The sequence below is a fragment of the Shewanella sp. SM20 genome (assembly GCF_025654545.1).
In the GTDB taxonomy this organism is placed as follows: Bacteria; Pseudomonadota; Gammaproteobacteria; order Enterobacterales; family Shewanellaceae; genus Shewanella; species Shewanella oncorhynchi.
Genome location: NZ_JAKKRK010000039.1, coordinates 16,017 through 31,034 on the forward strand (window position 1 = coordinate 16,017; position 15,018 = coordinate 31,034).

11 protein-coding genes are annotated in these 15,018 nt (G+C 45.0%); all 11 read left to right on the forward strand.

Features of this window, described 5'->3' with window-relative positions; genetic code table 11:
• Positions 1–67: 67 nt before the first annotated feature.
• The 11 genes from L5M18_RS15905 to L5M18_RS15950 all read left to right on the forward strand — a co-directional run bounded on the left by L5M18_RS15905 (position 68) and on the right by L5M18_RS15950 (position 14,987).
• Positions 68–1,099, forward strand: coding sequence for an isoaspartyl peptidase/L-asparaginase family protein (locus L5M18_RS15905; protein WP_263197708.1), 1,032 nt, complete (start codon positions 68–70; stop codon positions 1,097–1,099).
• A gap of 387 nt (positions 1,100–1,486) precedes the next feature.
• Positions 1,487–2,491 carry an isopenicillin N synthase family dioxygenase gene (locus tag L5M18_RS15910; protein WP_219233702.1) on the forward strand — a complete coding sequence of 335 codons (1,005 nt, stop codon included), beginning with the start codon at positions 1,487–1,489 and terminating at the stop codon, positions 2,489–2,491.
• An 18-nt stretch (positions 2,492–2,509) separates the two neighbouring features.
• Positions 2,510–3,670, forward strand: coding sequence for a trans-sulfuration enzyme family protein (locus L5M18_RS15915; protein WP_219233701.1), 1,161 nt, complete (start codon positions 2,510–2,512; stop codon positions 3,668–3,670).
• 656 nt (positions 3,671–4,326) lie between these two features.
• A complete protein-coding gene (locus L5M18_RS15920) occupies positions 4,327–5,808 on the forward strand; it encodes a TrkH family potassium uptake protein (RefSeq protein WP_049821715.1) in 1,482 nt (493 codons plus the stop codon).
• Between the two features lie 52 nt (positions 5,809–5,860).
• A complete protein-coding gene (locus L5M18_RS15925; protein ID WP_263197712.1) occupies positions 5,861–6,859 on the forward strand; it encodes an FAD:protein FMN transferase in 999 nt (332 codons plus the stop codon).
• Between the two features lie 225 nt (positions 6,860–7,084).
• Entirely contained in the window at positions 7,085–7,165 is an 81-nt protein-coding gene (locus tag L5M18_RS23505) for a potassium-transporting ATPase subunit F (protein ID WP_105252297.1), read from the forward strand.
• 8 nt (positions 7,166–7,173) lie between these two features.
• Positions 7,174–8,898, forward strand: coding sequence for a potassium-transporting ATPase subunit KdpA (gene kdpA / locus L5M18_RS15930; RefSeq protein WP_131525162.1), 1,725 nt, complete (start codon positions 7,174–7,176; stop codon positions 8,896–8,898).
• 2 nt (positions 8,899–8,900) lie between these two features.
• Complete coding sequence (gene kdpB, locus L5M18_RS15935) at positions 8,901–10,919, forward strand: potassium-transporting ATPase subunit KdpB (protein WP_263197714.1); 2,019 nt, start codon at positions 8,901–8,903, stop codon at positions 10,917–10,919.
• A gap of 9 nt (positions 10,920–10,928) precedes the next feature.
• Positions 10,929–11,528, forward strand: coding sequence for a potassium-transporting ATPase subunit KdpC (gene kdpC / locus L5M18_RS15940; RefSeq protein ID WP_168824074.1), 600 nt, complete (start codon positions 10,929–10,931; stop codon positions 11,526–11,528).
• A gap of 34 nt (positions 11,529–11,562) precedes the next feature.
• Positions 11,563–12,324 (forward strand): TorF family putative porin, encoded by a 762-nt coding sequence (locus L5M18_RS15945; RefSeq protein ID WP_263166409.1) that lies wholly within the window; start codon positions 11,563–11,565, stop codon positions 12,322–12,324.
• A 2-nt stretch (positions 12,325–12,326) separates the two neighbouring features.
• Positions 12,327–14,987, forward strand: coding sequence for a sensor histidine kinase (locus L5M18_RS15950; RefSeq protein WP_113939544.1), 2,661 nt, complete (start codon positions 12,327–12,329; stop codon positions 14,985–14,987).
• Positions 14,988–15,018 lie beyond the last annotated feature (31 nt).

Consider the following 15,018-nt stretch of genomic DNA (forward strand, 5'->3'; position numbering starts at 1 on the left):
AGGAGATGATTGAAATTACACGATGAAATGGTTACAAAGGACGCTACTTTTTAAGGGGATGTAAAGAATGAAAACAAAATTAGCCACCTTTAGTTTAATTATTTCGGGCCTACTTTTTATGTCACATAACACCTTTGCCAATGATAAACCGTTCGCCATTGCGATCCACGGCGGCGCGGGGACGATTTCTAAAGCTAATCTCACCCCTGAACAACGCCAAGCCTACAAAGATAAGTTAAAGGAAGCGGTCGATAAAGGCTCAAAAGTTTTAGAGGAGGGCGGTGACAGCTTAGTGGCAGTACAAACCGCAATTAATATCCTTGAAAATAGTGCTCTGTTTAATGCTGGTATAGGCGCGGTTTACACCTATGACGGCGGACATGAATTAGATGCCGCCATTATGGATGGCAAAACCATGAATGCTGGTGCTGTTGCTGGAGTGCGTCATATTGCCAATCCAATTGACTTAGCCTTGGCCGTGATGAATAAATCTGAGCACGTGATGCTCTCGGGCGCAGGAGCAGAAGAATTTGCACTGACTCAAGGTTTTACTTTAGTGCCAAATCATCATTTTGATACTGACGAGCGTTATCAGCAATTACTCGATGCACGGCAAAAACTGCAAGCTGCGGCTAAATCTGAACAAGTTGCTAATGTTGAGATGAAGGACCTCGATTACAAATTTGGTACCGTTGGTGCTGTCGCCTTAGATAAAAAGGGTAACTTAGCTGCAGGTACATCGACCGGTGGTATGACGGCAAAACGCTTTGGTCGTATCGGTGACTCTCCTGTCATCGGTGCTGGCACTTATGCTGAAAACGGTGTTTGTGCCGTATCGGCAACGGGTCATGGTGAATTCTTTATCCGTTACCTCGTAGCGGGGGATATTTGTGCCAAGGTGAAATATCAGCAAAAATCTATCATTCAGGCTGCAGATGAAGTTATTAATCAATGTCTTATCACTGCTGGCGGTTCAGGTGGTGTGATTGCAGTCGATCAGCGTGGCAATATTGCTACGCCATTTAATACCGAAGGTATGTACCGCGCCACCCGTAGTAATGGTGAGTCAGCCCAAGTGCTAATTTGGCATGATCAATAATGTCATTGGTAGAAGCATCTAGGTTTATAACTGACATGACTTAGAAACGTTAAAACTTCGAAACCTTAAAAAGCGAGTGCCGCAAAAGTGGACTCGCTTTTATTTTTATATCTTAATTGTACTAATATATTGAAAAATAACCAGATAAAGATCATTAAGCAGTATGGCTTATGATGTTTATCTGAGTGGTGCGGTTTGAGTTGGCCTAATAATTACCGCTGTTTTAACCTTTGAAATTCAAATCTAGCAGTATAGAAGCCTAGATGTCTATATATCTAAATGATCTATTATTACTGTTTAATATATCAAATAGTTATTAATTCATTATCCATCGACCCATAAAGGCATAGAATCCGGCTCAGACAATGCATTAAATGGGAGTCATTGATGGAACAATTACCGATATTGAATTTAAGTGATTGGCATGCGGGTGGACAACGTCGTAACGCTTTTATTACTAAGCTTGCCGATGCTGCCAGAAGAATAGGGTTTTTCTATCTCACCGGCCACGGCATTGAGCTTGCTAGACAGCAGCAAGTACTTCAGTTAGCGGCAGATTTCTTTGCGCTGCCCGTCGTAGATAAACTTGCGGTGAAAATGGCTAATACACCGCATTTTCGCGGTTATACCCGTTTGCAAGGTGAATTGACCTTAGGGAAACCGGACTTGCGGGAACAGTTTGATATCATGCAAGAAGAAGTGGCTAATCCTCAGCAGTCTGATGTGCCTATATGGTGGCAGCTACAGGGGCCTAATCAATGGCCGTCACAATTACCACAGATGAAATCGACTTTATTGGCATGGCAACAGGATTTAGCCGATACCAGTGTCACACTATTGAGGGCTTTAGCTGTTGCGCTAGAGCAGCCAGAAAGCGCCTTTGATGCCACGATCGAAGCGGGTCCTTATCAGCATATGAAGCTTATTCGCTATCCCAGCGCGGATGGACAGACTTCAGGCCAAGGTGTAGGGGCACACAAAGATCCTGGCTATTTGACCTTAGTGCTGCAAGATAAGCAATCCGGTTTAGAGGTTCAGACTGACAACGGTTGGTTAAGCATACCGCCATTAGAAGACGCCTTTGTGGTGAATATAGGTGAATTACTTGAGTTGGCTTCTAATGGGTATTTAAAGGCAACCAACCATAGGGTGACGAGCCCGCCTGCTGGGGTCGAGCGCTACTCGTGTGCCTTTTTTATGGCGGCGCAGTTGAATGCGACAGTTCCTTTGTTACCTTTGCCAAAGCATCTGGCGAACAAAGCTCAAGGACCGGCAAGCGATCCATTAAATCCTCTTTTCCACCAAGTGGGCCAGAACGTATTAAAAGGGCGTTTGCGCTCTCATCCCGACGTTGCTCAAGCACATTACGCCTCATTCGCTCATGCCATTTAATGGTTATTAGGATCTATTATGCAATTTAAAACTAAATTACTTCACACCCATTATGCCGCTGATAACTCGACGGGCGCTCTTACAACTCCTATCTATCAAAGTAGCACCTTCGCCTACGGTAGTGCCGAGGATGGTCGAGCCCGTTTTGCAGGTGAGCAACCGGGCTTTATCTACAGTCGCATGGCGAATCCGACAGTGCAGGCGCTTGAATATCAATTAGCACAACTGGAAGGGGCTGATGAAGCACTCGTTGTTGCGAGTGGGATGGCGGCAATCAGCAGTATTTTCTATGCCTTAGCGAGTCAAGGTGATGAAATCGCATTTATCGACCCCGTATACGGTGGCACTGCGGCATTTTTAATCCAAACGTTAACCCGCGCGGGTATTACTGTGCGCCGTTATCAAGATGATGATCATTTATTGGCAGAGATTACCGCCGAAACAAAAATTATTTTATTTGAGCCCATCACCAATCCGACCTTAAAAGTCAGTGACTACCGTAAGGTTAAGCTTGCCGCCGAAAAAGTGGGCGCTATAACCATTTGTGATAATACGTTTTTAACCCCGTATTTATTCAAACCGCTGGAACATGGCATTGATATCGTGATGCACAGTGCCACTAAGTATTTAAGTGGCCATGGCGATTTAATCGCAGGTGTTGTCGCTGGACCTAAGGCATTAATGCAACCTATTCGCACTATAGCGCTTAAACATATCGGCGCTGCGATTGGGCCACAGGAAGCCTATTTATTACAGCGAGGCTTACGTACCTTAGCACTTAGAATGGATGCTCATCTTGCGGGCGCGGCTAAGGTCGCCGCTTTTCTTGCAACCCATCCGAGCGTTGCAAAAGTTTATTACCCAGGGCTAGCAGAGGATCAAGGTCATCAAGTTCTGAGTGAAACCATCAACGCTTTTGGCGGTATGGTGAGTATTGAGCTCGAAGGGGGTTTTAATCGAGCGGCGCAGTTTTTAGATCATTTGAACTTGTTTACTCAAGCGGTCAGTTTAGGCGACTTAGAGAGCCTTGCCTGCCACCCCGCTAGTACCACCCATGCCGCTATGGATGCTGCGAGTCGGCTAGCTTCAGGGGTGAATGACAACCTGATTAGATTGAGCATTGGCGTCGAAGATCCTCAAGATTTGATTGCCGATCTTGAGCAAGCCTTAGCCATTTAAGCATATTGATACTAACCATCCCCAGTTAAATTGATTGGGGATTTCAAAAATATAATGTTATTCATTTTGTCTATCTAAAGTTAATTTCCGTATTTTTTTACGTTTTTTTTACGCGTCAGAATTGTTTTCGTCTGTTAAAGTGAAAATCTGTATGACATAACGACTTACATTTTGATGGACAAACTAAGTGTTTTTAAACTCTCTGTTAGGTTGAGCTTTATTTCTGAGTGCCTACTCGCTATTTGCTTGTATTTACCCTCTTGGAGGGTGTCATCTAAAGCATTATTATTGTACTCCAACTCGTTGTCGTTATGATTACACTTCAATGTTGTTTTCAATATACGTATATGGCTGTATTTGTTGAAGCTATTCGTGTTTATTTTTTATCTAATGTTCCTTGTTATTCTCTCCCAATGATAGATGTGGCTGTTTTTATCAATCTAATCACTTTTATTGTCATAGCCATTGTCGCGACAATAAGTCAACTTGCAATCCACCTTAGACGACAAAGAGTATTAGGGGGCGATCTATTTCCTAACCTAACTCTGTTATCGATTGCATATAATTTTAGAACAGGACGTGAGCGCTTGTATTTTATGATACCTAATAAATTATTCATTAAGTCTTTCACGATAAATATCTAAAGGTGAGTTGGAATGATTGCAGTCAGTGGAATACAGAAATCTAGCTCTCGATTTCATACCATAATTCATCTATGTAGCTTTTTGATTGTCATATATAGCTTCACCATGTTGATGCCTATCGCTGTTGCATTATTTTATAAAGATGGATATATCACTCCATTTTTAATCACATTCCTCCTCTCCCTTTTTATTGGTGTGGTCGGTTGGAAGATGACAAGTGAGGAAAATAAAAATCTGCAAAAACGTGATGGCTTCATGGTCGCTTGTTTATTTTGGCTGATATTTTCCTTAATGAGTGCATTACCTTTTCTTCTTGATAGACGATTGGACTTGAGTTTAACCGATGCCATGTTTGAAGGTGTGTCTGGCATTACGACGACTGGAGCCTCGATTTTTTCAGATATTGATGAACTACCCAAATCGATTTTATTTTATCGAGCACAGCTTAATTTCCTCGGTGGGTTAGGGATAATTGTTTTGGCCGTTGCAATTATGCCATTTCTTGGTATTGGTGGCGCAAAATTATATCAGTCTGAGATGCCAGGTCCCATGAAAGAGGAAAAGATGACGCCCCGCCTTGCGGATACGGCTCGAAATTTATGGGGGCTTTATAGCGTACTTGCCTTAGGTTGTGCAGTTGCTTATAAACTTGCAGGAATGAATTGGTTTAATGCCATATGTCATAGTCTATCTACCGTTTCATTGGGTGGATTTTCCACACATAGTGACAGCTTAGGATATTATAACAGTGCTGCAATTGAGCTTGTGGGTGGTGTGTTTTCAATACTTGCAGCAATCAATTTCGCCTTATACTACATAGTGTTAGTTCGGCGAAGCTTCAAGCCTATTTGGTATAATGCGGAGGTTCGATTTTTTATTCTCATATTATCTATCGTTGTTGGGATCGCTTGTTTAGAGCTGAATCGTACTCAAACTTTTGATATTAAAGATTCATTGGTACATGGATTTTTTCAAACAGTTTCAGTTATGACGGACAATGGATTAGGCTCTGCAGGTTATCCTAATTGGCCCAGTCATATTGTGCTTTTATTATTAGGCGCGAGCTTTTTTGGTGGATGCTTTGGTTCTACTTGTGGCGGTATTAAAGCTGTCAGATTTTTACTTTTGTACCGTCAAGGGATCCGAGAAATTCATCAATTGGTTCATCCTAATGCCATTTTAACGACAAAGATCAGTGGCCAAGTTGTTTCAGACAGAGTCATTCGTTCAGTATGGGGATTATTTTTCCTGTACATATTTTTTACTTGCGTTTTTGTATGGGGATTGGTCGCCATTGGACATGATTTTGCCACCGCCTTTGGAACCGTCGCCGCGTGCATTAATAATATGGGGATTGGTTATGGTGACACTGCATCTGGATTTGGCACGTTAAAAGATGCGGCTAAATGGCTGATGTGTGTCGCTATGCTTTTTGGGCGATTAGAAATATTTCCTGTACTCATTATTTTCTCACGGGCATTCTGGCGATTTTAATTTTAAATGTATTTTATGGTTGATTTGTTGAATTGACTGGGAGGGTCAGTAAATGAAATGGTTATTAACATGTATATTACTCATTATGCTAGTAGGGTGCCAGAAATCGCCAGTTTATACCAAGTTAGAAGGCCTTGCGCAGGGAACGAGTTGGCATGTGACATTTTGGAGTAAAGACAAGTTAAATAGTACAGAGATAAATCGCGAGATTGAACGGCAATTGGCAGAAATAGATCTTCATATGTCTACTTATCGTTCAGATTCGGTGATTTCTCGTTTTAACAGTATGCACTCCGCTATGGCGGTCGGGGATGATATTTTAGGGCTCATAGGGATAGCCAAGGAGGTCACTTCAAAAACGGAGGGTTGTTATGATTTGACCATTAAACCATTATTCGATTTGTGGGGATTTACCCATAATCAATTAACTATTCCTACAGAAAGTGCACTTCAACAGACATTAACCTATGTTGGCTTACATCATTTAAGTATTGATAATCAAATGTTAACTAAAGATTTGCCAGAGATACATCTTGATTTATCTTCGATTGGACAGGGATATAGCGTAGGCAAAGTTGCAGATGTGCTAAAGCGATACAATATCGATAATTATTTGGTAGAGATTGGCGGTGAAATGGTCGTACACGGCAGTAAGCTCGACGGTTCTGCTTGGAAAATCGCGATTGAAAAACCGCTGCCCGAACAGCGAATAATGCAAAAGGTTCTGCTTATTAATTTCCCTCAAGCGATCATGACATCGGGTACATATCGTCATTATTTTGATCATTTAGGGCAGCGCTATTCACATATTATTGATGCGCGAACCGGTAAACCCGTAACCCATAACACAGTATCTGTAACTGTATTGGCAACGGATCCGGCTAGAGCAGATGCTTGGTCTACAGCGCTATTATGTTTAGGAAGTCAAGAAGGATTAGTCGTCGCTAATCAGAATGATATAAAAGCATTATTTATTGATGACAATAAAGGTGTACTTAAAGAGATTAAGACTGATAGCTATAATAAAATGAAAAATATAGAGCTTAATTAATCTACAATATCATCGCTAGGTCATGTGTTAATGCCAGTTAGTATTTCTAGCTGGCATTTTTATTTTACTTTTATAGCTAATGCCATGGTTTATTGTGGCCTTATTTACCACTGATTATGATGACTTTTACGTATTCTTTACGGGATTAGTCATTTGGACTCTAGAGACTTTACGCGGTTAATTCATATATTTGTCCTGTTACTCACTTTCTTAAGGACAAATTATATGGACTGGATATTTCTAATACTTTCCATAGCACTTTTCATCTACTTAGCAGTGGCAATGTTTGCCCCTAATAAGTTTTAGGAGTCGTTATGTTTGAAATTACCCTTATTTTTACTACTGCGCTTGGGCTCGCATGGCTGTTGGGATCCTATATGACAGGGGTTTTCTCTGGTCAGTCCCATTTTTCAGATCGTTTATTTAATCCCATTGAAAAGTGGATTTATCGGGCTATAGGCGTAAATGCCCATTCGGGGATGACATGGAAATCCTATGGTGCAGCGTTTCTTATCAGCAACTTGGTACTTGGCATTTTGGCGTTTCTTATCCTTAAATTCCAACATGTGTTACCGCTTAACCCCGATGGCATAGGACCATTATCTTGGGATCTGGCTTTGCACACTGCGGTGTCATTCCTCACCAATACCAATCAACAGCACTATTCCGGGCAGGCTCAGCTCAGTTATCTATCCCAAGGATTTGTCATTGTCACACTGCAATTTGTCACTCCAGCCATGGCGCTGGCTGTTTGTGTGGCGATTTTGCGGGGAATGTTAGGCGGGTTGAATAATGACAGCGCCAAAGAGGGCGAGGCTCGAAATCTGGGTAACTATTATGTTGACCTAGTGCGCGGTGTACTCAGACTTATGCTGCCATTAGCGGCTATTGTAGCGCTGTTACTGACTTGGCAAGGCGTACCGAGTAGTTTTGACGGTGCGCAAAAAGTAAACACCTTAGATTCTGCATCACCTATCACTGAGCAGGTCGTTCCGATCGGCCCCGTTGCTTCTATGGTGGCCATCAAGCAGTTAGGCACTAATGGCGGGGGCTGGTATGGCCCCAACAGTAGTAACCCTCTTGAAAACCCAACGCCAGTCAGTAATGCAATCGAGACCATTGCCTTAGTGCTGATCCCTATGGCCGTCGTCTTTATGGCGGGCGGAATGCTAAGACGCAAAAAATTTACCTTGATGGCTTTGGTGGCTATGGGTCTATTGAGCGTCAGTTTTCTTGGGGCAACTGTGTACAGCGAGTTGCAACCCAACGCTGCCTTTGCGGGATTAAGCGCCCAAGGGCCGAATATGGAGGGTAAAGAAGTTCGCTTTGGACCTGAGCTTTCGGCGCTATGGGCTTCTTTTACCACACAAACCTCTAACGGTTCGGTCAATGCCATGCACGATTCATTCAATCCAATCGGGGGATTGATGACGCGATCAGGCATGTTACTTAATGCGATATGGGGCGGTATTGGCTGCGGTTTTGTTAACTTTATCGTTTATGTGTGGATTGCTGTTTTCTTATCGGGATTGATGATTGGCCGTACGCCAGAGATATTTGGTCGTAAGCTCGAAACCCGTGAAATCACCCTTTTGGGAAGTCTATTAGTTTTACCTACCTTGTGCGTCTTAGGTTTGACGGCGATCACTGTGGCTATCCCGAGTATTACGGGCAACAGCAACCCCGGCTTTCATGGAATTTCGCAAGTCTTTTACGAATATACCTCCGCTTTTGCTAATAACGGTTCGGGTTTTGAAGGTTTAGGTGATAACACGCCTTGGTGGAATATCAGCTGCGTTATCGCCTTACTGCTTGGTCGATACTTGCCACTGTTTTTACCGCTGGCGATTGCGGGGATGATGTCGAGTAAAAGAGTGAGCCCCGACAGTAACGCGAGCTTGAAGCTCGAGAGTCCCACCTTTTGTTTCACCCTTATTGCTGTGATTTTAATCATTAACTTCCTGTCTTTCTTACCTGCGGCGGTATTAGGGCCTATTGGCGAAGCTTTAGAACTTGCCACTATGAGTCTGGAGAAATAGTCATGCATAAACCTGCTCAAATATTAGATAGCGCCGGCGTGAAGCAAGCTGCCTTCGGTGCTGTAAAGAAAATGTCCTTAGTGAGTATGGCTGGCAACCCTGTGATGTTCGTGGTGATGGTGGGCGCTTTACTCGCCGCTTTGATCACAGGACAAAAGTTCTTCAATGGCGAGACTGTTGGTTTTGAGCTAGCCACGACCCTTATTCTTTTGCTTACCGTGTGGTTTTCTAACTTTGCGGAATCCGTGGCAGAGGCAAGGGGGCGCGGACAAGCGGCTAGCTTAAAGTCAGCGAAAGAGGCCTTGCAGGCTCGGCGCATACGCCACGGTGAGTTGGAATCCGTATCCGCAACTTTGCTTGTCAAAGGCGATAAGGTGAAGGTTTTACAGGGTGATTATATTCCTGCCGATGGTGAAATCATCGAAGGGATAGCCACTATTAATGAATCGGCGATTACCGGTGAATCTGCGGCAGTGCTGCGTGAAGCGGGTACCGATCATTCCGGTGTGATTGGCGGCACTAAGGTACTTACGGGTGAAATTACCGTGCTGGTTGCCAACGATCCTGGGAATAGCTTTTTAGATCGTATGATAGGGCTGGTCGAAGGGGCGAAGCGTCAGAAAACACCGAACGAAACGGCGTTGACTGTGCTACTTGCATCATTGACTGCGGTTTTCCTCATCGTGGTGGTGACTTTGCCACCCATGGCGGGTTTCGTCGGTGCAAGCCTTGATTACACAATGTTAATTGCGCTGTTAGTGTGTTTGATCCCAACGACGATTGGTGGCTTGTTACCCGCTATTGGCATTGCAGGCATGAACCGCGCCTTAGCCGCCAATGTGGTCGCTAAATCGGGTAAAGCCGTGGAAGTTGCGGGGGATATCGATACGTTACTGCTAGATAAAACTGGCACTATCACTTTCGGTGATCGTCAAGCGACCGCATTTTTACCGGTGAAAGGCATTGCTGCTGAGATGTTGCGTGATGCGGCGGTGCTGTCTTCCCTCGATGACCCCACCCCTGAAGGGAAATCTGTACTCAAATTGGCCATAGATTTGGGCGCGGTGTTGCCCGTCAAACCTACGGATGCGACTTTTATCCCATTTACGCCGGAGACTCGGGTTTCTGGGGTGATTTTAACCGATGGTATTCAAGGCATTAAAGGCGCTGGCGATGCGATGCAGTTTTGGGCGCAGCAGCATCAAATTCACTGGCCTGAATCAGTTAACGCGCTTATCCGCAAAGTGGCTTTGCAGGGGGGGACTCCTTTAGTCGTCGCCTGTGGCACGCACATTTTAGGGGTTATAGCCTTAAGTGACGTGATTAAGCCAGGCGTTGCGGAGCGGTTTGCCCGTTTAAGAGCACTCGGTGTGCGGACCATCATGGTGACAGGGGATAATCCGTTAACGGCTGGCGTGATTGCCGCCGAAGCTGGGGTCGATGATTTTGTCGCTGAAGCTAAACCTGAGGATAAACTTGCCCTTATTCGCGCAGAGCAGGCCAAAGGTCGATTAGTGGCTATGGTGGGGGATGGCACTAACGATGCGCCGGCATTAGCGCAGGCCGATGTAGGTCTTGCGATGAACTCGGGTACGCAAGCTGCTAAAGAAGCTGGCAATATGGTGGACTTGGATTCTGATCCCACTAAATTACTGGCTATCGTTGAAGTCGGGAAACAATTGCTGATCACCCGCGGCGCCTTGACTACATTTTCTCTCTCTAATGATGTGGCTAAGTATTTTGCCATTATTCCAGCGGTATTTGCGGGGGCTTTGCCTGCGATTGGTGCACTGGATCTGATGCAGCTTCACAGCCCAACCTCAGCCGTACTCGCAGCGCTCGTATTTAACGCTCTTATCATTCCGGCCTTAATTCCATTGGCATTAAAAGGCATCAAGCTCAGACCTATAAGTGCCGAAAAATTACTGCGAAATAACATGCTGATTTATGGCTTAGGCGGGGTGATTTTACCCTTTGTCGGCATTAAAGCACTCGACTCAATCATTGCACTTATGCTCTAGGAGACAGTAATGAATTCAATCGTATATACCACTAAAACCCAGCATGCCGTTATGGGATTGAGAGCCAGTCTCGCCCTGTTATTTGTGTGTGGCGTTGTCTATACCGGCACTGTGACTCAGCTCGGTGGCGCTTTATTTCCCGTACAAGCTAAGGGCAGTGTGATCCACAGGGATAATGTCGCTATGGGGTCTGAGTTCATCGCTCAGCCCTTTGTTAATCCGGCCTATTTTTTTAGTCGGCCGAGCGCTGTCGGTTACGATCCTATGGCGACAGGTGGTAGTAATCTTGCGCCGAGTAACCCGGCGTTACGTGAACGTGTGATGGCAACAAGCCAAGAAATCCAAGCCAGAGAATCTGTTCAGGCCGCTGATATTCCAGTGGATTTACTCGCCACATCGGGGGCGGGACTGGATCCTCATATTTCACCCGCAGCAGCCAAACTGCAAGTCGCGCGCGTGGCTCAGGCTCGACAGTTAGCCGAACCACAAGTGTTGACCTTAGTGGCGCAATTTATCGAACCACCACAGTGGGGCATTTTTGGGCAAGCGCGCGTCAATGTGCTCAAGCTCAACCTCGCTCTCGACCAGATTGCTAAACACGCTCAATAAAACAATATTCTACTGAATTTAAGGATAAATTTTTATGTTACCGATTAAGTCTGCTCCTTGTTCACGCCTCTGTGCGGGTGTGATGATGGCATTATCTTCACTCTCTATGGGTGCGCTTGCCAGCACTGAGACTCATGGGGGCAATGCCTCTTGGCAGAGCCAAGGGAGTGTGATGCTCATCAGTGATTATGCGTTTCGCGGTATTTCTCAAACTGATGAAGGACCTGCAGTTCAAGCAGGGTATACCCTAAGCCATGATTCTGGCTGGTATGGCTCGCTTTGGGGCAGTAACATCGAATTTGGGGATGGAAGTTTAGAACTCGACTTGTCCGCTGGCTGGGCTAAAGATTGGGATAATGGCTTAACAACGGACCTAGGCGTGATACGTTACCAATACTCTCAGGACGATACCGACCTGAGTTATAACGAAATTTATGCTGTGGTAAGCTACGCCGATGCTAAGTTAGGGCTGGTTTATTCTCCTGATTATTTTGGCGAGAATGTGGACGATTTTCAGTATGTTTATGCCAGTTATGAGCCGCAACTGTTCTCTAATGTAAGTCTAGTACTGCATCTTGGGAGCAATTTTTTTGCTTCTCAGCAAGATATGGCACTGTTTTTAGGTTCTATGGCCGCAAGCAATAGCCACTATTTAGATTGGCGAGTTGGGCTGAACCTCAATATGACTGAGCAGGATGTGTTGAGTGTCGGTTATGTCGATACGGATTTATCGCAGAGTCAGTGCCAGTCCCTGTGTGATGCGCGCTGGATAGTGAGTCTTTCAAGGAGTTTCTAATCGTGGTACCAATCAGTCAAACACAGCAAGCCAATGCGCTCTTAAGTCAGATACAGCAAAATGATAAAGGTAAACTGACGGTTTTTCTTGGGGCGGCACCTGGCGTGGGCAAGACCTATGCAATGCTCAGTGCGGCAAGGGAAATGGCCCAGCAAGGTGTCGATTTGCTGGTTGGACTGGTGGAAACCCATGGGCGTGCCGATACCGAGGCCATGGTAGCGGGCTTTGAGGTATTGGCACGTAAACCCATTGATTATCATCATAATCGTTTAACGGAATTCGATTTGGATGCGGCGCTGCTTCGTCGGCCTAAGCTTATCTTAGTCGATGAATTGGCCCACACGAATGTCCCCGGTAGTCGTCATAAACGGCGCTATCAAGACGTCGCAGAATTATTGGCTGCGGGCATTGATGTCTATACCACAGTCAATATCCAACATTTGGTCAGTTTGAATGATCTGGTTTTGCAAATTACTCAAGTGCGGGTACGGGAAACTGTACCTGATCGCTTCCTTGATGAAGCCCATGAAATTATATTTGTCGATTTACCGCCATCAACACTCATCGAACGCTTACAGCAAGGCAAAGTTTATCTGCCAGAGTATGCTCGTTCGGCTTTAGATGCTTTTTTTTCGGTCTCGAACTTGACGGCACTGCGCGAATTGGCAATGAAAAAAGTCATAGAGCGAGTCGATGCAAAACTGATTTGTGAACTGGATGCCAAAGCACAGGGAACGGATTTTGTTCTCAAAGACAGATTGTTGGTTTTAGTGAGTAACAGCAGTGATCATCAGTATTTGATCCGCATAGGTCGGCAGATTGCCGAGCGGCGGCAAATTCCTTGGTTAGTGCTTTGGGTCGATACCGGCAAAGCGCTGGGCCTTTATCAGCGGAAAAGGTTAAATGAGGCCTTTGCCTTAGCGAAGGAACTTGGCGCGCAGACCGAAGTATTACGCGACACGAGCAGTTATCAGGCCATTTTACCTTACATAGCCTTGCATCGAATTAACACAGTATTAGTCGGCGCGGGTGTGAAACGCACCTATCCTTGGTGGCGTAAAAGGCTGTATCAACGCTTGATTGAGTCTGGTTTACCTGTTGAGGTGAGTGTCTATCACGCACCCGAAAACCAAATGCAAGTACGAGATCCTATTACGCCTAAAGCCAGTTTTGGTGATCTTCGAGGCCATATTCTTGGGCTGATTGGCGTGGTGGTTATTTTTCCGCTGGTGGCATTTTTAGATACTTGGCTCAGTAATGGCAATCTGGTGTTGTTATATGTTTTCTTGATTGTCAGCATTGGCTTAACCTATGGCGCTAGGCCTGCCATGGCAACTGCGGTGTGGTCTTTTTTCAGCTTTAATTTCTTTCTTACTGATCCCAAATTTACTATGAATGTAAATAGTCAGGATGATATTGCCACTTTAATCTTTTTGATGTGTATAGGGCTTATCAGTGGCCCTGCGGCATCTCGGATCCGAAATCAGTTTATTTTACTGCGTGAGTCAAATCGTTATGCTGAAACCTTAAAAGATGTTGCCCAAGAATTATCGGTCGCCGATGATGAAAAAGCCCTTTGGCAAACGATAGGGCGCAAGATTGCTGGTTCAGTGAATGCCGATTGTTATATTGTTTTGCAGCGTAAAGACGGTCAGCGATCCTATTTACCGCTGCTGAATACGCCATTTAACGACCTTGATTTAGCCGCAATCGATTGGACCTTGCGCCATGGGCAAGCGGCGGGGCGTTTGAGCGATACCTTGAGCGCATCGGGTGTGAGTGTATTCCCCATTGAACTTGAAGGTACGACGATTGGCGCGGCGATTTTAGATTGGCAACCCACGGTCAACGAACTCAGTCCGTTTGATAGAGAGCTTATTTTAGCCATGTTACAGCAAGGCGCTAATACATGGCGGCGTATTCAGTTAGTGTCAGATCTTGAATCGGCACGGGTGAAAACAGAAATTGAGCAGTTACGTTCCGCATTATTATCGTCAGTGTCTCACGATCTAAAATCACCACTCTCAGCCATGATGGGGGCGGCGGAGAGCTTAAAATTATTGAATAAACAATTGCTAGAGGCTGACCGCAACGAGCTACTTGATACTATTTTGCAAGAAAGCCGTCGCTTGGACAGCTATATCCAAAATCTACTCGATATGACACGCCTGGGTCATGGCACTTTGAGCATAGAGCGTGATTGGGTTTCGGCAGATGACATTATTGGCAGCGTACTTGGCAGGCTTAAACGCTATTTCCCTAATGCAATCGTTGAATATCACAGAGAGAAAGAACCCCCACTCCTCTTTGTGCATGCGGCGCTGATTGAACAAGGATTATTTAACATTCTAGAGAATGCCGTTCGATTTTCACCACCAGAAGAGCCTATTTGTATTGAATTGACCATTTCTAATCACCGTTGCTGTATTGCCATTGAAGACAGAGGGCCGGGGATTCCCGCCAGCCATAGGGATCAAATTTTCGATATGTTTTATGTGGTTGCCGATGGCGATCAGAAAAAACAGAATACAGGTATGGGGCTGGCTATTTGTAAAGGCATGATAGCTGCACACGGCGGTAGTGTTCGCGTTACCGATTGCCTACAGGGGCAAGGCACTCGTTTTGAAGTTGAATTGCCGTTAGACTATCCCGTTCCTGGCTAATCATTTTCAGCCAAAATATCCTTAATAAACC

Excerpts from the sequence above, each read along its gene's own strand:
- L5M18_RS15945 (WP_263166409.1), top strand. The coding sequence starts at position 11,563 with ATGTTACCGATTAAGTCTGCTCCTTGTTCACGCCTCTGTGCGGGTGTG.
- L5M18_RS15905 (WP_263197708.1), top strand. The coding sequence starts at position 68 with ATGAAAACAAAATTAGCCACCTTTAGTTTAATTATTTCGGGCCTACTT.
- kdpA (WP_131525162.1), top strand. The coding sequence starts at position 7,174 with ATGTTTGAAATTACCCTTATTTTTACTACTGCGCTTGGGCTCGCATGG.
- L5M18_RS15920 (WP_049821715.1), top strand. The coding sequence starts at position 4,327 with ATGATTGCAGTCAGTGGAATACAGAAATCTAGCTCTCGATTTCATACC.
- kdpB (WP_263197714.1), top strand. The coding sequence starts at position 8,901 with ATGCATAAACCTGCTCAAATATTAGATAGCGCCGGCGTGAAGCAAGCT.
- L5M18_RS23505 (WP_105252297.1), top strand. The coding sequence starts at position 7,085 with ATGGACTGGATATTTCTAATACTTTCCATAGCACTTTTCATCTACTTA.
- L5M18_RS15925 (WP_263197712.1), top strand. The coding sequence starts at position 5,861 with ATGAAATGGTTATTAACATGTATATTACTCATTATGCTAGTAGGGTGC.
- kdpC (WP_168824074.1), top strand. The coding sequence starts at position 10,929 with ATGAATTCAATCGTATATACCACTAAAACCCAGCATGCCGTTATGGGA.
- L5M18_RS15915 (WP_219233701.1), top strand. The coding sequence starts at position 2,510 with ATGCAATTTAAAACTAAATTACTTCACACCCATTATGCCGCTGATAAC.
- L5M18_RS15910 (WP_219233702.1), top strand. The coding sequence starts at position 1,487 with ATGGAACAATTACCGATATTGAATTTAAGTGATTGGCATGCGGGTGGA.